15 protein-coding genes are annotated in these 16,614 nt (G+C 59.8%); 11 read left to right on the top strand and 4 right to left on the bottom strand.

Annotated elements, in window-relative coordinates; translation table 11 throughout:
• Positions 1–178 precede the first annotated feature (178 nt).
• Positions 179–481: a hypothetical protein gene (locus tag PMI24_RS29280; protein ID WP_157222961.1), complete on the top strand. Its 303-nt coding sequence runs from the start codon at positions 179–181 to the stop codon at positions 479–481.
• 339 nt (positions 482–820) lie between these two features.
• Positions 821–1,180 (top strand): DUF6124 family protein, encoded by a 360-nt coding sequence (locus PMI24_RS25925; RefSeq protein WP_007959362.1) that lies wholly within the window; start codon positions 821–823, stop codon positions 1,178–1,180.
• 176 nt (positions 1,181–1,356) lie between these two features.
• Here PMI24_RS25925 and PMI24_RS25930 read toward each other — a convergent pair whose 3' ends face one another.
• The 3 genes from PMI24_RS25930 to PMI24_RS25940 form a co-directional block, all read right to left on the bottom strand.
• On the bottom strand, positions 1,357–1,926 hold the full coding sequence (locus tag PMI24_RS25930) for a LemA family protein (protein ID WP_007959364.1): 570 nt from the start codon (positions 1,924–1,926) through the stop codon (positions 1,357–1,359).
• 3 nt (positions 1,927–1,929) lie between these two features.
• Positions 1,930–3,039 (bottom strand): hypothetical protein, encoded by a 1,110-nt coding sequence (locus PMI24_RS25935; protein WP_007959366.1) that lies wholly within the window; start codon positions 3,037–3,039, stop codon positions 1,930–1,932.
• An 876-nt stretch (positions 3,040–3,915) separates the two neighbouring features.
• Positions 3,916–4,278: a DUF6124 family protein gene (locus PMI24_RS25940; protein WP_007959368.1), complete on the bottom strand. Its 363-nt coding sequence runs from the start codon at positions 4,276–4,278 to the stop codon at positions 3,916–3,918.
• 770 nt (positions 4,279–5,048) lie between these two features.
• On the opposite strand from PMI24_RS25940, the gene PMI24_RS25945 reads away from it, so the two are divergent.
• Positions 5,049–6,368, top strand: a complete 1,320-nt coding sequence (locus tag PMI24_RS25945; protein ID WP_007959369.1) for a hypothetical protein — start codon at positions 5,049–5,051, stop codon at positions 6,366–6,368.
• Between the two features lie 54 nt (positions 6,369–6,422).
• Here PMI24_RS25945 and gspI read toward each other — a convergent pair whose 3' ends face one another.
• Positions 6,423–6,800, bottom strand: coding sequence for a type II secretion system minor pseudopilin GspI (gene gspI, locus PMI24_RS25950; protein WP_007959370.1), 378 nt, complete (start codon positions 6,798–6,800; stop codon positions 6,423–6,425).
• A 146-nt stretch (positions 6,801–6,946) separates the two neighbouring features.
• Between gspI and gspG the strand changes: the two genes are divergently transcribed.
• From gspG to PMI24_RS25990, 8 genes are all read left to right on the top strand, one after another.
• A complete protein-coding gene (gene gspG, locus PMI24_RS25955) occupies positions 6,947–7,405 on the top strand; it encodes a type II secretion system major pseudopilin GspG (protein WP_007959380.1) in 459 nt (152 codons plus the stop codon).
• An 8-nt stretch (positions 7,406–7,413) separates the two neighbouring features.
• Positions 7,414–8,367 carry a type II secretion system minor pseudopilin GspK gene (gspK, locus tag PMI24_RS25960; protein ID WP_007959381.1) on the top strand — a complete coding sequence of 318 codons (954 nt, stop codon included), beginning with the start codon at positions 7,414–7,416 and terminating at the stop codon, positions 8,365–8,367.
• Positions 8,364–9,509, top strand: a complete 1,146-nt coding sequence (gene gspL / locus PMI24_RS25965; protein WP_007959382.1) for a type II secretion system protein GspL — start codon at positions 8,364–8,366, stop codon at positions 9,507–9,509. The genes gspK and gspL overlap by 4 nt, the downstream gene beginning before the upstream one ends.
• Positions 9,502–10,047, top strand: a complete 546-nt coding sequence (gspM, locus tag PMI24_RS25970; RefSeq protein WP_007959383.1) for a type II secretion system protein GspM — start codon at positions 9,502–9,504, stop codon at positions 10,045–10,047. Before gspL ends, gspM begins: the two co-directional genes overlap by 8 nt.
• Positions 10,044–12,395 (top strand): type II secretion system secretin GspD, encoded by a 2,352-nt coding sequence (gene gspD / locus PMI24_RS25975; protein ID WP_007959384.1) that lies wholly within the window; start codon positions 10,044–10,046, stop codon positions 12,393–12,395. Before gspM ends, gspD begins: the two co-directional genes overlap by 4 nt.
• Entirely contained in the window at positions 12,392–13,798 is a 1,407-nt protein-coding gene (gene gspE / locus PMI24_RS25980; protein ID WP_007959393.1) for a type II secretion system ATPase GspE, read from the top strand. Before gspD ends, gspE begins: the two co-directional genes overlap by 4 nt.
• The gene (gspF, locus tag PMI24_RS25985; RefSeq protein WP_007959395.1) at positions 13,798–15,009 is read left to right on the top strand and encodes a type II secretion system inner membrane protein GspF; all 1,212 of its coding nucleotides are present in this window, start codon (positions 13,798–13,800) and stop codon (positions 15,007–15,009) included. Before gspE ends, gspF begins: the two co-directional genes overlap by 1 nt.
• A 348-nt stretch (positions 15,010–15,357) precedes the next feature.
• Positions 15,358–16,467: a substrate-binding domain-containing protein gene (locus PMI24_RS25990; protein WP_007959397.1), complete on the top strand. Its 1,110-nt coding sequence runs from the start codon at positions 15,358–15,360 to the stop codon at positions 16,465–16,467.
• The last annotated feature ends 147 nt before the right edge of the window (positions 16,468–16,614 follow it).

A 16,614-nucleotide genomic window follows, 5' to 3' on the forward strand; every position in this document is an offset into this window, starting at 1 on the left:
ATGAATACTAGCTGTGTCCGGCAAAGGCTTCTTGTTTAAAGTCGTATCAAGAGAAAAAGGGTACTGATTCTGAGAAAATCCAGCTTTTTCTTAAAACAAATCAAGAAGTTGGCAATTGAAGATACCTGCATGGGGGCGACAGCTTGTATTGCACCACACAAAACAAGATCACGCTCCCATGCAGGCCATCCGATTCTTACACAGCGCGCTCACCCAAGTACTTCCCTCCGTCGATTCTCGTCGTCTGAAAACGTTGATATGTGGTGTCAGCGCATTACTTCGAGGACGTCGGCTCATTCTGACAGGGCTTGGTCAATTTATGCCCAGCAACGCCTACCCCAGGAAAAAGCAGGAAAAACAGAAAAAAGAGATTGATTTATTTCCAGATTTATTACCAGAAAATAAATCTGAGAATCATCTGGCCGGCCTCCCCACCTCATGGAGGTGCCGCTGTAAGGTCTCGATAAACGCCGGCGTTTAAAAAGACATCTCCAGACACTCTCTCAGGCTACATATCCTTGCGCCGTTGCCTACAGCTACGCCAGAATCCGCCGGCTTGTGCGCTTTGTACCTGGTCTTTATCGTCTATGGGTCGCTGGCAACCCAGCGACCGGGTTTAGCGACCCGACCAGGTATAAGTTCAACGACGCTCCCGTTTGTCGCAGACATTTGCGATGACGATATGGTGGCTGTGCGTGGGAGACCTTCGGGTCTGCCGGGTCTTATACCTCTCGGTTCGCTAACCCGCGTACAGCTGCCACCCCTACTTGTTTAGCGACAGGTGTTGGTGGTTCCACCAGGTATAAAAATGGAGCTTCACATGATCAAACCAACACCCAACCCGCCCGAAACCGAATCGGTTTCCCCCTACGAATCCATCGATTCCAAAAAACTCCACGAAGCCGCTGACCGCGCGCTCGATCATTACCTCTGTCCGCCCGGCTCCACGCCGCCTCCACGCAGAACCCGCGGGATGTATGCCGTGACTGCGGACAATAAAAACGAAGAACTGCTGATTGATGCCAGTGAAACTCTCGCTTCGGCCCATACCATTGCCCAAAATGTCGCCAGTCTGGTGCCGGCTTCGCAGCGCCGGGCTTTGTTGGGGATTGCGCAGTTGATCATGCTCGGGGAATTGGCGGTGAATCGAGCGTTGGATAATTTGCAATTGCCGGAGTGATGCGGGGCAGGGCTGGCGGCGATGGCGCATGCGCTGTTTCTGTTGCCTGATGTTCCGCTATCGCCAGCAGGCTGGCTCCCACAAGGTTATGGGTTGGGCACTGACATCGTGTTCGGCCAAGGAGCGAGGTGGTCGACCATAACCCTCACGGGTAATGGTCTGGAGCGCCACGGGTGTTAGATATTCGGGGTGTAGGAGAAGCCTTGCGAAGCTTCGGTATCGGTGAACGGTGTTACGCGGGTTTTCTTGTTGAACAGGCCATTGACGATTGAGGCTGGGAACATTTCGATGGCGTTGTTGAACAGTTCGACGTTGCGGTTGTAGATGGTGATGGCCGCGCCGACGTTTTCTTGTTGTTCGGCAATTTCACGCATCATGTTGTTGGCTGCTTCGGATGCTTTCAGGTCTGGGTATGCCTCGAAAGCGATGTGCAAACCACCCATCACCTCCCTCGACGCGGTTTCAACGTTGCTGAGTGCGTTGCCGTTCGCGCCAGCAGGAAGGGCGTAGACGGCGCTGCGCAGGCCGGTGATTTTTTCGAGGAGGCTGGACTCAAAAATCATGAAGTCTGCGAGCACTTTTTGCAGTTGATCGAGAACTTTTGTCTTCTGGCGTTCGTAAACCAGGACGTCCGACCAGGCACGTTGTACCCCGTTATGTCGGGCAATGATGTTGTTGTAGATGCCCAACCCCACCAAGATGATGATTACAGCGATAACAGCGGAGAGTATGAGTGCAATGTCCATGGCTTACTTCTCTTTGCATTTGTTTGGGGGAGAGGCGGTAAAGGTAAAGTTGTCATCGTGCAGCTCAGAGAGTGCGTAGCTCCATTGGAGCACAGACTTCAGGCGCGGTAGTTTGACACCCGCAGCAATTTCTGCGTAAAACTCGTTGGGTGAAGCCAGCGAGTATTCTGTGCTGAACGCGAGCAGGTCGCTGCTCGCGAAGCTGAGGCAGAACAAGCCATCGTCGGAGAACTCCAGGTTCGGACGATCGAGGATTTCAAATAGCTTCAACAAATGCAGCACTGTCGAAGGTTTGATGAATTTCGCGCAGAGTATCTCGCTCTGCCCTGTCAAACAGAACGATTTATTGAAGTCCGGAGAAGCCGTGTCCATCGGCCATGAATAGTCGTTCTCTGATTGGTTATCGGATCTGACCGATATCCCGGTGATCCAGGGAAAGTCGAAAACCAGACTGTACCGGTCGTAGTGGTCATACACCACTCGAGTCTCCGTTCTGGTTTTGCCATCTTTGTCGGTCACCGTGACTTGCTCCGTCCGTTTGTTGACGTAGTGCAGATGGCGGTAGTGATAAGGGAGATCGCGCAGCTTGCCGGTAAACACGCCCTCTAACGACTCAACCAACTCGCGGCTGTAGTTGCCCCGCCTGTAGTCACCAAATTGCGTATCCAGTTCGTTGAGGGTGCAGTGCGAGTTTTCTTCCAGGAACATCAACCTGTTGTGGAAGTAGGAGGACAGTGCAGCAATTTTGCGGCTGAGCGATGGCAAGCGATCAGCCTTGGATTTCATCCATTTCATGCTCCCAATGGCGAACCCGATGCCTAGCACACCAGTGACAGCGCCGACCAAGCCAGGCTCAATTTGCAGACGGCGAAAAAAAGAAACCACTTGATAGGTGTCGATATAGCAAAAAAGGGCTACAGCGCCCGCTATCAATAGCAGGCCAGTACCAAAAAACCACCATGCGCGTGTGCAATTGAATTTGAGCGGGCCATCGTACGAGGCGAACTCGTAAATCACCTTCAATAGGTCGGCTGTGGATTCGGCGCTGTCAGTACTGGCTTCGTTTACAGCCAGCAACTCGCTAAATCTCGCGTTCTGCGACGTGTTGGGCATGTCAGGTATCCATTGATTCAGCGATGCCCGGTGCGGTAGCAACGGCCTGGATTGAGGATTCAACGATATTCATGAACTGTCAGAAATTTGAAAAAGGAGGGGACGATACCATTTTCATGGCAATGATGGCTTCTGGCCTCTGCTTGAGAGAGATCGTGTGTGACGTTGAAACCGGGGGGGGGGATTTGGGCGGGTAGCGATGGCTTTGCTACCTGACACTTAGCTATTGCTCGTAAGGGAAGAGGGGACTGATTCATTTCAATCGATCCCCTTTTTGTTGCTTAACCCGCGTCACCGCTATCTGGCTATGAAGGCGCATCCGGCAGCTCGATAACCGCTTTGCGTCAGTGCCAGTCTCGAAAACAATGCATGCATTGGCGCGCACACCAAGTCCTCAACTGCCCTGCGCAGTCTGGGCAGTGGGCAAGCTTTTGCTCGCACTGAGTTGCCATTCGATGGCGGAAGTACTCCCAAACGACATCCGGATTAACATTTTCTCGACGGACGATCTCATCTACTACGGCTTGATCACCCTTCTCGTGGAAGACCCCAATGATCGCTAGCGTTTCAACCGATGGGCAGTAAGCCGTAATGAGCTCGCTGCATCGATTACAAACACGTTGACCATGGCCATTAATCATAAATTCGCTTCAGTATCGGGAATTGGATAATCCGTTTTACTAGACGCTTGGAGCAGAGACAACGGACGCTAATGGCCAAAAGCAGTCGATCGTGAATGGCAGAAATGGGTGATGTCTCAATATGTCGTTGAAGTGTGCCGGAAAAAATCTCACCGTCCCTTTGGCGGAGCCTGTCAGTTGCACCTGACAAGCTCCGCGGTTTCTTTCCGCCTATTGAGTTATAGCGGTCAACCGCTTACGCCTTCACCTCAACATGATCCAGCGCCTGATTCACCGCCAGTTCGCTCAACATCACCAGCTGCGCAATCCCGATCGCAGTTTTGCGATGGGCAGGCTCGAGCGTGGCGGCGAAGTTGTTGAGCATTTCGCTGGCCGATCCCAGTGATTCGCTGGCGTTGGCCAGGAGGGATTCGGTGTTGTAGGCCGGGTTGGCCAGGTACATGGGGTCGTGTTTGTGATGGCTGCCCATGATGCGTTGTTGTGGGGTGAGGTAGTGGTCGAGGGCGCGTTCGGCTGCTTCGTTGAGGGTTCGGGAGTCGGGGAATTTGTAGGGTGAAACCGGATCGGTTTCGGGGGGATTGGGTGTCGGTTTGAACATAGATGAAACTCCTCATGCTTCAAAAAGGGAGGCCATCCAATTTCGCTACCAAACGAAGGTGGCGGCCATGCTCAGGTTGGTAGACCGGCACATGAGGAACCCGGCGCACCCGAAGGTGCCCTGTGCATGACCACCATAAAGCCGAGACGAAACGTCGCCGCGAATGGTGATGCTGTGCAGAACTCATGTGCGGGCTACCAAACCCGATCACTGTTTTTCAGTGACCCGGAAACGATAAGACCCGCACCCTGGACGCACAAGCCGGCGGATTCTGGCGTAGTCGTAGGCAATGACGCAAGGCGTTGTAGCCTTGAGGAAGTAACGGTGGGTGTCTTTAAACAGCGTTCATGCAGTCGGTTAAACGGTCGGATCAAAAGCGGCCCTCGCCCTGGCCCTCCCGATACGTCGGACCGCCCGGAGGGAGAGGGGACTGACCGGGTTGGCTGGCGCCATGCATCGACCTGAACGTCCAAGGCAGCTATGGATTCAGAGGCAAGCGCTCTAGTCGTTGGATCGCGCTTCCTCCCATCGGCCATCGGCCATCGGCGTCGTGGAGTGATCGAAACGCATATGCACAAATGCATTGATCAAATATGCACAGATGCATTGATTAAATATGCGCCAATGCATATTCTCACCTCCAGCCGGCTCCACGGGCCGGCTAAAAACGAATCTCTCCAACCCCACCGCAACCCGTCCTCAACGCCTCAGGTTGCCAACGAGGCCCGCCAGGCACGGGAGCTTTCCCCACGCAAAAGGATTTATGCCCAATGACAGAAAACACCACAAACCTAGTCGCCCAGATTGACTGCATCACGGTCAATACCCTCGCTGATTTGCGCACCGTGAATTCGGCCACGTACAAGAAGGTTTCAACGCTTGGTTTTTATGCTCGCGGTGATGGAGGGCATGCCGAGTACGTTTTGGACACAACAGGCACGACGGCCAATGAGGCAAGCCCGATGGTTATCGTCGCGACCGATGGTGGCCGTTGGAAGTTGATGCACGACGGTAATGTCACCGCCGAGCAGTGTGGCTTCAAGCGCGATGGCTCGGTGAATACCCAAAGTGTCTTGAATCTGGCGAACGCTGCAGTGACGGCAGCAGGCGCGAGAATCGTGTGGGGTTACGGCACTTACGTCTGCGAGTACATCCAGATCATTCCGAACATGTCCTGGGTCGGCAAAGGGCAGTTCTTTACCATTCTCAAGGCCAGGAATGGCCTGAACACGGATTTCCTTTCTTCGAACTTCAACGTCAACACCAACAACGTTTCGATTGTCGGTATGCAGTTCGACGGCAACCGCGCCAACAACACCAGCGGGAACACCTTTGCACTCAAAGGCGCCAAGCAGAATTTGCGTCAAGTCACGATTACGCAGTCTGCCTTCCATGGTCTGATCACTGATTTCGACATCGTCGATGGTGAGCGCAAGTTGGGTTTTGAAAGTACGTATGAAGACATTCTGATCGATACGACAGGTCAGCATGGCTGGGTCTACAACGGGCCGACTGACTCGGCGATGACCAACGTGACGCTGCTGGACTGCGGCGTATCGGCGGATAACGCCTGGTTCGGGCTATATGCGAGCAGGAACTTCAGGGCCGATAACCTGCACCCGTGGAACCGCGCTTCTACCAGTAACGTTCCAGCGGCATCTGTTTATATCGAGAACACTGCACCCGGCTGTACGGCCGTCAACTCTCACTTTGAGGGGGGCCATTGCCCGCTGAAGATTCTCAGCAACCAGAACGCTTTCAGTGACTGTGATTACTACGCGCCGCGTGGTGCCTATTGCATCGAAAACTATGGTGCCGCGAACAAGATCAGTGGTGTGCTTGGCGCGACAGCGGCTTCGATGAACCCTAATTACAAAGGGATTCTGATGCATGGCGTCGGCAACATGATCGATCTCACCGACGGTGGATGTGTGAACGGTGCAATCGATTTCAATGGCAGTCAGGGCGGCAACCTTGTGCGGATTTCCGGCTATCGGAATTCGGGTGTTCCTTATGTCGGAACGCCTAATCCTGCGGATGTCGTGCTTCTGGTTATTCTCGGTGCGGGAGGCGGGGTACTGAAACCCTGATTGACTTGATTCATCTCGCCGAGGTTGTCAGCTATGTCTGGTGACCTCGGCCATTCAGTCTTGGGGCCGGTTCAACAACGTCTCCAGCCTCGCCAACGGCGGCGCTTCTCGGCTGCGATCGAAGACTTGCACACCAACCTTGAGCAACCGCCCATTCTCCACCCCCCCAATCACCTGCTCACACCGCAACAACAACCTCCCTTGATCACACTCAACCGCCTTAACCCCCATCGGCAACCGCCCCTCAAGCCTCAATTCCGCCATCCGACTCTGCGCCGCAATCATCGCAATCGAACGATCCCGCAAAACCCCGCTGCTCTGCGTCATCAACCCCGCCACGCGCACGGCGGCGGACATGGCCACGGCGATGATGGCCAGCGCGACGAGCACTTCAATCAGGGTGAATCCGGCTTGCGAGGAGGGGGTGCGCATCGGGGTCTCGGGCGGTCGGGCAGCCCTTGACGCTAACGCCCGTGCTTGACGGCTTGACGACGAAAACACCCGAGGATTTTCAACATCCCTGACATATCTTCTTGCAACACTGCGCGTCGAATCGAATCAAGCCAGGGAATGACGAGATGGATATCGCGCAATTCAAACAGCCCAATCGACCGAGCCGGATGCCCCGTGGGCAGCAGGGTTTCACGCTGATCGAGATCATGGTGGTCGTGGTGATTCTCGGGATTCTGGCGGCGATGGTGGTGCCCAAGGTGCTCGACCGGCCGGATCAGGCGCGGGCCACGGCGGCGAAGCAGGACATTGGCGGGTTGATGCAGGCGCTGAAGCTGTATCGCCTCGATCACGGCACTTATCCGAGCCAGAGCCAGGGCCTGAAGGTGCTGGTGGAGCGGCCGGCCGATGCGAAGAACACCAACTGGCGCTCTTACCTGGAGCGCCTGCCGAATGACCCGTGGGGTCGTCCTTATCAGTACCTCAATCCCGGTGCCAATGGCGAGATCGACATCTTTTCCCTCGGCGCCGACGGCCAGCCTGACGGCGACGGCGTGAATGCCGACATCGGTTCCTGGCAGTTGTAAGGCCGGCCATGAACAGCCAATCGAACCAGCAGGGGATGGCGATCATCAGTGCGCTGCTGATTGCGGCGGTGGTCGCGGTGATTGCTGCCGGCATGCTGACGCGCCAGAGCGTTTCGACCCGGGCGCTGGAAGCCGAACAACTGCGGGTGCAGGGCCGTTGGCTGTTGCACGGCGGGTTGGAGATCAGCCGGCAATTGTTGTGGGACGCCCGCCAGCGCGATCCGCTGACCCGACTCGATCAACCGTGGGCGCAGCGGTTGAACACCCAGGGTTTCGAGGGGCGGCTGGAGGACGAGCAGGGCAAGTTCAACCTGCGCAATCTGGTGGCCAACGAGCGGATCGATGACGCGCAGGTGCAGGCGTTCGAGCGTTTGTGCGAATTGATCGGTGTCAGCAGCGGCTTGAGCCGGCGCATCAGTCAGCGGGTGATCGGCTCTTATCCGCACCTGCTGAATGCCCAAGTGGTGGACAAGCCTGTGGCGAAAAACACGTTCGATAGCGGGCGCGCGACGTCGCCGTCCGCTTCGCGCAAACCGCAATCGCCGACCTTGCCGATGCTGCGCACGCTTGAGGATTTGCGCAGTGTCGACGGGGTCAACGATGCGCTGCTGGCGAAACTCGCGCCGTACCTGACGGTGATTCCGGCGACTACCTGGCTCAACGGCAACACGGCCACGGCGCCGGTGCTGGCGGCTTATGTGCCGGGGCTGTCGCTGGAGCGGGCGCAGGCGTTGATCAATGAGCGTGACGCCGGGCGCTGGTTTATCAATCGCGGGGATTTCGTCAATCGCCTGCGACTGCCGCAACTGGAGATCACCAGCGTCAAGGTTGGTATCACCAGCGACTGGTTCCGGCTGCGCGGGCAGGCGCGGCGCGATCAGCGGCGGGTCAGCCTCGATGCATTGCTGCATCGCAGTCAGGATCGTCTGCCGCAAGTGATCTGGTCGCGGGTGGGCGTATGAGCCAGTTGCGCGTGAGTTTGCCGCCGCTGGCGGAGCTGAGTCTCGACAGTGACGTGGATTGTGCGTGGCTGGATCGTCAGGGGCAGGTCGTTCGCCAGGAACGCGTGCGGCTCGGCGCGCTGCCGAAGCAGCCGCTGGTGTGTTTTCTGCATCCGTCGGACAGCCTGATGGCGAGTATCGATCTGCCGCCGTTGCCCGCGAACAAAACCGCTGCGGCGGTGCAATGTGCGGCGCAGGCCTTGATGCTCGGTGACAGCGCGGAGATGCACATCGCCCACAGCACTCGCAATGAAAGCGGCCAGGTGCAGATTGCCTGGGTAGCACGCAAGGATTTACAGCACCTCGGGCAATTCGGTTTGAACCTCAAAGGCCTGTACCCGGCGGCCTACAGTTTGCCGGTGATGGCGGGCGGCGTTGGCTGTCTGCACGACGAGCATCTGTTGCTGCGCCACGGCCCGAATGCGGCGCAGGTGCAGCCGATGATCGACGAAGCGTGGCTGCTGGAAACCGGCCTGCCGGCGCACTGGATCGGTGACGGCGCGCCGGAAGCGGTGCAATCGACATTGGCCGACACACAGCGAAACGCCGGCCCGTTGCCGAACTGGGGCCTGCACGGCGGCCTTCAGCAACCGGGCACCGAGCATCGTGGCTGGGGCAGGGCGCTCGGTTGCTGTGCGCTGGCGCTGGCGGTGTGGGTGATCGGTTTGAACCTGTACGCCGCCCGCGAGGCCGGGCTGGGCCAGCAGCTCAAGGCGCAGATGGCGCAGCGGGTGAAGCAGGCGTTCCCCGAGTTGCCGGTGATCCTCAATCCGCTGCAACAGGCCCGTCAGCAAATCGCTGCTCGCCAGCAAGGCGCGGTGGATGCACCGGGGCAGGATTTCACGCGGCTGGTATCGCAGGCCGGCAGTGGCATGCCGTCCATGGCCGGCACGGTGCAGCGTCTGGAGTTTGTCGACGGTGCGTTGCAATTGAGTCTGCTGCCCGAGGCGCGGCGTTCGGGCAACGACAAGGATTGGCAAGGCACGCTGGCCCAGGCCGGCATCAGCATCAGCCCGAATGACGACGGCTGGGTCTTGCGCCCGGCCGGCGAGGCGACCGCCGCCACCGACAACGACGACAGCAGCGGAGCCGAAGATGAATAGCCCCTCGCGTGCGAAATACCGCGCCAGCTGGCAGCGCTTCAATGCTCAGTTGCAGGCCCGGTGGCAGCCGTTGGCGCTGCGGGAAAAACGCATGGTCGGCGGGATGGCGGCGCTGTTGCTGGGGCTGTTTGTGTGGGTGGCGTTGATTCAGCCGCCGCTGAAGAAGATCGCCGCCTCGCAAGTCGAAACCCCGAAATTGCGCGCCCAGGCCGAAGCGCTGGAAGTGCTGTTGCGCGACGTCAGCGTGCGCCCGGACGGGCAAAACCTGGAGCAGTCGATGCAACAGACCTTGCAGGCCAGCGGACTGGGCGGCCATTACCAATTGGCGGCCGCGTCCGCCGGCTGGCAGTTGACCTTCGACGCGGCACCGGCCGACGCCGTGCTCGACTGGCTGCTGAGCCAACCCCGGAATTTTTCACTGCAAGTGGTCGAGGCTCGTCTGCAACGCGCAGACGACACCGCGACCGATGACACGGCCGGCACTCTGTCGGGCACCGTACGCATGGATCAGGCGCTGGGCGCTAAGGAAGCTTCATGAAGGGGTCAGGGTCCAAACGCATGGCGTTGCCGATGCTGTTGATGGCATTGAGCGCGTGTAGCAACACCACGCCACCGAATCAACCGCCGCTGCTGGTGGACAGCGAACTCGGCCGGCCGCTGGCCAACACCCAGCGCAGTGGCGACGCGGTGCTCGACCGCGAGCGCGCGCAGGCTCAGGTCAAACCTGCGCCGAAGCAATTGCACAACATCACCGAACGCGCCCGCAGTGGTGGTTCGGCGCGGGGCACGACGTTGCCGGCCAATCCGTTGGGCGATCAACCGGTGACGCTGAATTTTGTCGATGCGGATATTCAAGCGGTGGTGCGGGCGTTGTCGCGTTCTACTGGTCAGCAGTTTCTGGTCGACCCTCGGGTCAAGGGCAACCTGACGCTGGTCTCCGAAGGCCAGGTGCCTGCGCATCAGGCGTACGACATGCTGCTGGCGGCGTTGCGCATGCAGGGCTTCAGCGTGGTGGATGTCGGCGGCGTGGCGCAGGTGGTGCCGGAGGCCGACGCCAAATTGCTCGGCGGGCCGATCTACAGCGCTGACAAGCCGGCCGGCAACGGCATGTTGACCCGCACGTTCCGCCTGCAATACGAGAACGCGGTAAACCTGATCCCGGTGCTGCGCCCGATCGTCTCGCCGAACAACCCGATCAACGCCTATCCGGGCAACAACACCATCGTCGTCACCGATTACGCCGAGAACCTCACGCGGGTCGCCCAGTTGATCCAGACCATCGACACCCCGACCGCCATCGACACCGACGTGGTGCAGATCCAGAACGGCATCGCCGCCGACATCGCGCCGATGGTCGCCGACCTGCTCGACGCACCGGGCAATGATCCAACGCAAAAAATCGCTGTGATCGGCGACCCGCGTTCCAACACCATCATCATCCGCGCCGGCAGCCCCGAGCGCACGGAGCTGGCGCGCAACCTGATCTACAAACTCGACAACGCCCAGAGCAACCCGAGCAATCTGCACGTGGTGTATCTGCGCAACGCTCAGGCCGGCAAACTGGCGCAAGCGCTGCGCGGATTGCTCACCGGCGAGAGCGACAGCGGCACCAGCGACAGTGCGCGTTCGGTACTCAGCGCCATGGGCAGCTCGACCAATTCGGGCGGCGGGCAGAACGGCCAGAGCGGTACGCAAACCACGGGCGGCACCTTGACCACCAACAGCGGCAGCACCGGCGGCAGCTACGCCCAGGGCAGCAGCGCCACCAGTGGCAGCGGCAATGCGCAAAGCAGCGAACAGAACGTGGCCTTCAGCGCTGGTGGCGTGACCATTCAGGCGGACGCGACCACCAACACCTTGCTGATTTCTGCGCCGGAGCCGCTGTACCGCAACCTGCGCGAAGTCATCGATCTGCTCGACCAGCGCCGTGCCCAAGTGGTGATCGAAAGCCTGATCGTCGAAGTCGGCGAAGACGACGCCAGCGAATTCGGCGTGCAATGGCAGACCGGCAACCTCGGCGGTAACGGCGTGATCGGTGGCGCGAACCTTGGCGGTTCCGGGATTAATGTCAACGGCAAGACCAGCATCGACGTATTGCCACAAGGCCTGAACCTCGGCTACGTCAACGGCACCGTCGACATCCCCGGCATCGGCAAGATTCTCGACCTGAAAGTGCTGGCCCGGGCCCTGAAGAGCAAGGGCGGCACCAACGTGCTGTCGACGCCGAACCTGCTGACCCTGGACAACGAAGCGGCGAGCATTTTCGTCGGCCAGACCATCCCGTTTGTCAGCGGCAGTTACGTCACCGGCGGCGGGGGCACCAGCAACAACCCGTTCCAGACCGTGACACGTGAAGAGGTCGGTTTGAAGCTCAACGTGCGGCCGCAGATTTCCGAGGGCGGCACGGTCAAGCTCGACATCTATCAGGAAGTCAGCAGCATCGACGAACGCGCCTCGGCGGCGGCCAATTCGGCGGGGATCGTCACCAGCAAACGCGCGCTCGACACCAGCATCCTGCTCGACGACGGGCAGATCATGGTGCTCGGCGGTCTGCTGCAGGACGGCTACAGCCAGAGCAATGACGCGGTGCCATGGCTGTCGAGCATTCCGGGGATCGGCGCACTGTTTCGCAATGAACGCCGCTCGATCACCAAGACCAACCTGATGGTGTTCCTGCGCCCGTACATCATCCGCGACAGCGCGGCGGGGCGCAGCATCACGCTCAACCGTTACGACTTCATGCGCCGTGCCCAGGGCGGTCTGCAACCGGAGCGCAGTTGGGCGATGCCGGACATGCAGGCGCCGCAGTTGCCGGCCACTGCCCAAGGTGTGCCGGCGCCGGTGTCCGGCCCGCGCGCGACGATCAAAGCGGTGCCGCTGCAATGAGCGCATTGCCTTACGCCTGGGCCAAGGCGCAGCGGATTTTGCTGCGCGACGGCGTGCTGACGGTGTGCCCGTCGACGCCGGGCTGGTCGATCAGCGAAGTGCGCCGGCAGTTCGGCGCGGCCAGGCTTGAGCGGGTGCGCGATGACGAACTCGACGGCCTGCTCGCCACTGCCTACGCCGACACCGGCAGTGCGGCGGCGGTGGTTGGCGCGGCGGAAAACGAAGTCGACCTCGACCGCCTGATGCAGGACATGCCGGAAATCACCGACCTGCTCGACACCCAGGACGGCGCGCCGGTGATCCGCATGATCAACGCCTTGCTCACCCAGGCGGCGCGGGACGAGGCCAGCGACATTCACATCGAACCGTTCGAAACCCATTCGGTGGTGCGCTACCGGGTCGACGGCACTCTGCGCGACGTGGTCTCGCCGCGCAAGGCTTTGCACGGTGCGTTGGTGTCGCGGATCAAGATCATGGCGCAGCTCGATATCGCCGAAAAACGCCTGCCTCAGGACGGGCGCATTGCCTTGCGCGTAGCCGGGCGGCCGATCGACATTCGTGTTTCCACCGTGCCCACCGGTCATGGCGAGCGGGTGGTGATGCGTCTGCTGGACAAGCAGACCGGGCGTCTGCATCTGGAAACCCTGGGCATGGACGCGCAGGTACTGGCCAAACTCGATCACTTGATCCGCCAACCCCATGGCATTGTGCTGGTCACCGGCCCGACCGGTAGCGGCAAGACGACGAGTTTGTATGCGGCGCTGGCGCGGCTCGATGCGAGCACCAGCAACATCCTCACCGTGGAAGACCCGGTGGAATACGACCTGCCGGGCATCAGCCAGATTCAGGTCAACGCCAAGATCGACATGACGTTTGCCCTGGCCTTGCGGGCGATACTGCGGCAAGACCCGGACATCATCATGATCGGCGAAATCCGCGACCTCGAAACCGCGCAGATCGCGGTGCAGGCTTCGCTGACCGGTCACCTGGTGCTCGCGACGTTGCACACCAACGACGCGGTGTCGGCGGTCAACCGCTTGGTCGACATGGGCGTCGAGCCGTTTCTGCTGGCCTCGTCGATGCTCGGCGTGTTGGCCCAGCGCTTGGTGCGACGGCTGTGCAACCAGTGCAAACAGGAAGACCCGGTGACGCCCGGCACCTGGCGCCCGGTGGGTTGTGCGGCGTGCAATCACACCGGTTACAGCGGCCGAACCGGCATTCACGAATTGTTCTGCATCGATGACGACATCCGCACCCTGATTCACCAAGGGGCAGGGGAGCAGGCGTTGCGTGCAGCGGCGAGCAAGGCCGGGATGTTCAGCCTGCGCGAGGACGGCGAGCGCTGGATTCGCAGCGGTGCCACGGCGCCGGAGGAAATCCTTCGTGTGACACGGGACGCCTGATGAATCGCTATCGTTTTGAAGCCGCCGATGCCAGCGGCAAGATCGAATCCGGGCATCTTGAAGCGGAGAGTCAGGGCGCTGCGTTTGGCGTGTTGCGCGGTCGTGGTTTGACGGCGTTGTCGGTGGAGAAGGAAAGCAACGTCTCTCAGCACGGCGGCGGTGGAATGTTCAGTGCCAGGCTGTCGGATAACGATCTGGCCTGGGCGACGCGGCAACTGTCGAGCCTGCTCGGCGCCAGTCTGCCGCTGGAGGCTGCGCTGAGTGCCACGGTCGAACAGGCCGAGAAAAAGCACATCGCCCACACCCTCAGCGCCGTGCGCGCAGACGTGCGCAGCGGCATGCGCCTGGCCGAAGCACTGGCGGCGCGGCCTCGGGATTTCCCGGAGATTTATAGGGCGCTTATTGCGGCGGGAGAGGAGTCCGGCGATCTGGCGCAGGTGATGGAACGGCTGGCGGATTACATAGAAGAACGCAACAACCTGCGCGGCAAGATTCTCACGGCGTTCATCTATCCGGGCGTGGTCGGGCTGGTGTCGATCGGCATCGTGATTTTCCTGCTGAGTTATGTGGTGCCGCAGGTGGTCAGTGCGTTTTCCCAGGCGCGGCAGGATCTGCCGGGGCTGACATTGGCGATGCTCAATGCCAGTGATTTCATCCGGGCCTGGGGCTGGTTGTGCGCGGGCGTCATGGCCGGTGCGTTCTGGAGCTGGCGCCTGTATCTGCGCAACCCGGCGGCGCGCTTGAGTTGGCATCATCGGGTGCTGAAGTTGCCGCTGATCGGGCGGTTTGTGCTGGGGCTGAACACCGCACGGTTTGCCTCGACGCTGGCGATTCTCGGCGGCGCCGGGGTGCCATTGTTGCGGGCACTGGAGGCGGCGCGGCAGACCTTGTCCAATGATCGTCTGAGCCTGAGCGTCAATGAGGCCACCGCCAAGGTACGCGAGGGCGTCAACCTGGCGGCCGCGCTGAAAGTGGAAAACGTGTTCCCGCCGGTGCTGATTCACCTGATCGCCAGCGGCGAGAAAACCGGTGCGCTGCCGCCGATGCTCGAACGCGCTGCGCAAACCCTGTCCCGCGATATCGAACGCCGGGCGATGGGCATGACTGCGTTGCTGGAGCCGCTGATGATTGTGGTGATGGGCGGGGTGGTGCTGGTGATTGTGATGGCGGTGTTGCTGCCGATCATCGAGATCAACCAGTTGGTGCAGTAGTTTTCTCAACTTTTTTCATCGGCGCCAGCTCTCACCCGAGCGCCAAAAACAGCATCCTCGGGTTCTCCTTTCTGTCATCTGCAACGGCCCTTCAAGGGCTGTGGCCGATTCCCCCGAAATGCCCGCCGCAGACACTCCCGACAACCACCAGAACACCCGAGAAAATCCCTCGAAAATCAGCCTGCACCTCCCGAGGTTTTTTCCTTTATCTGTCACCGGAAACTGCGAATTTCTCAGTGCGACTTAACCACGGACCCCGCTTGCGAAGGTCGGCGGTGAGTCTTCCCAGTGTCATGCAAGTCCCCTGAAAACCTGTGTTCACAACCAACGTTGAAAAGGAGATTCTTCATGTTCAAGCGCACTCTGATCGCAGCTTCCCTGACCGTTGCCGCTCTGGCTTCCGCTCAAGCCATGGCCGTTACCGGTGGTGGTGCAACTCTGCCAGCCGCTCTGTACAAAGGTTCGTCCGACAGCATCCTGCCAGCCAACTTCAGCTACGCAGCCATCGGCAGCGGCGGTGGCAAGACCGCTTTCCTGACCAACAACCCGGCTGGCTTCAGCACCACTGGCACTGTGCACTTCGCCGGTAGCGACTCGATCCTCAGCGCTTCGGAACTCAGCACCTACAGCAGCACCTACGGCGCTTCGTTCGGTCCGCTGATTCAACTGCCTTCGGTTGCCACTTCGGTTGCCATCCCTTACAAAAAAGCCGGTCAGACCGCTCTGAACCTGACCAGCGCTCAACTGTGCGACGTGTTCTCCGGCGCCAAAACCACTTGGGGTGCTCTGTTGGGCACTTCCGACACCACCGCCATCCGCGTTGTTTATCGCAACGTTTCCAGCGGCACTTCGGAAATCCTGACCCGTCACCTGAACGCCGTCTGCCCGACTCAGTTCGCCACCAGCACCACCTTCACCGCCGCTCGTATCGGTGGCATCGCGCTGCCTTCGAACTGGGTCGGCGTTGCCAACACTTCCGATGTCGCCACTGCCGTGAACGCAGTTGACGGCTCCATCGGTTACGTCGGTCCGGACGGTGTCGATGCCACCAGCAACGCTGTTGTTGCCCGCGTCAACGGTGTTCAGCCGACTTCGGCCAACGTCAACCTGGCACTGGCATCGGTTTCCGCTCCTTCGACCGCTGCCCAGGCTGCCAACCCGGCCAACTGGTCGCCAGTGGTTGCCAACCCGGCTCTGGGTTACAAGCTCGCTGCCTACACCAACTTCATCTTCGGTCAGTGCTACAAGGATGCAGCCGTGGCCGCCGACGTCAAAGCCTTCCTGACCAAGCACTACAGCATCCCGGGCAACAACGCCGCGACTCAGGCTCACAAGTTCGTCGCAGTGCCTGACTCCTGGAAAAACGCTGTAACCGCCAACTTCATCACCAACACCTCGGGCAACAACCTGGACATCAACAACACCACCGTGTGCAACACCATCGGTCGTCCTTTGTAAGCTCGCGCAGTCGTAACAGAAATGGCGGCAACCTTCGGGTTGCCGCCATTTTTTTTGGCTGGATACACCTCAATCATGAAGTTTGTGTGACATCCGTTCGGTCGCGCCCCTCGCCAACTGCCTATGACGTAACAGCAGGTTTTTGCA

Origin of the sequence: Pseudomonas sp. GM25, from assembly GCF_000282255.1 — a bacterium.
In the GTDB taxonomy this organism is placed as follows: Bacteria; Pseudomonadota; Gammaproteobacteria; order Pseudomonadales; family Pseudomonadaceae; genus Aquipseudomonas; species Aquipseudomonas aphyarum.

Bases quoted from the DNA above. Each gene is read 5' to 3' on its own strand.
- PMI24_RS29280 (WP_157222961.1), top strand. From the start codon at position 179: ATGCAGGCCATCCGATTCTTACACAGCGCGCTCACCCAAGTACTTCCC.
- PMI24_RS25925 (WP_007959362.1), top strand. From the start codon at position 821: ATGATCAAACCAACACCCAACCCGCCCGAAACCGAATCGGTTTCCCCC.
- PMI24_RS25930 (WP_007959364.1), bottom strand. From the start codon at position 1,926: ATGGACATTGCACTCATACTCTCCGCTGTTATCGCTGTAATCATCATC.
- PMI24_RS25935 (WP_007959366.1), bottom strand. From the start codon at position 3,039: ATGCCCAACACGTCGCAGAACGCGAGATTTAGCGAGTTGCTGGCTGTA.
- PMI24_RS25940 (WP_007959368.1), bottom strand. From the start codon at position 4,278: ATGTTCAAACCGACACCCAATCCCCCCGAAACCGATCCGGTTTCACCC.
- PMI24_RS25945 (WP_007959369.1), top strand. From the start codon at position 5,049: ATGACAGAAAACACCACAAACCTAGTCGCCCAGATTGACTGCATCACG.
- gspI (WP_007959370.1), bottom strand. From the start codon at position 6,800: ATGCGCACCCCCTCCTCGCAAGCCGGATTCACCCTGATTGAAGTGCTC.
- gspG (WP_007959380.1), top strand. From the start codon at position 6,947: ATGGATATCGCGCAATTCAAACAGCCCAATCGACCGAGCCGGATGCCC.
- gspK (WP_007959381.1), top strand. From the start codon at position 7,414: ATGAACAGCCAATCGAACCAGCAGGGGATGGCGATCATCAGTGCGCTG.
- gspL (WP_007959382.1), top strand. From the start codon at position 8,364: ATGAGCCAGTTGCGCGTGAGTTTGCCGCCGCTGGCGGAGCTGAGTCTC.
- gspM (WP_007959383.1), top strand. From the start codon at position 9,502: ATGAATAGCCCCTCGCGTGCGAAATACCGCGCCAGCTGGCAGCGCTTC.
- gspD (WP_007959384.1), top strand. From the start codon at position 10,044: ATGAAGGGGTCAGGGTCCAAACGCATGGCGTTGCCGATGCTGTTGATG.
- gspE (WP_007959393.1), top strand. From the start codon at position 12,392: ATGAGCGCATTGCCTTACGCCTGGGCCAAGGCGCAGCGGATTTTGCTG.
- gspF (WP_007959395.1), top strand. From the start codon at position 13,798: ATGAATCGCTATCGTTTTGAAGCCGCCGATGCCAGCGGCAAGATCGAA.
- PMI24_RS25990 (WP_007959397.1), top strand. From the start codon at position 15,358: ATGTTCAAGCGCACTCTGATCGCAGCTTCCCTGACCGTTGCCGCTCTG.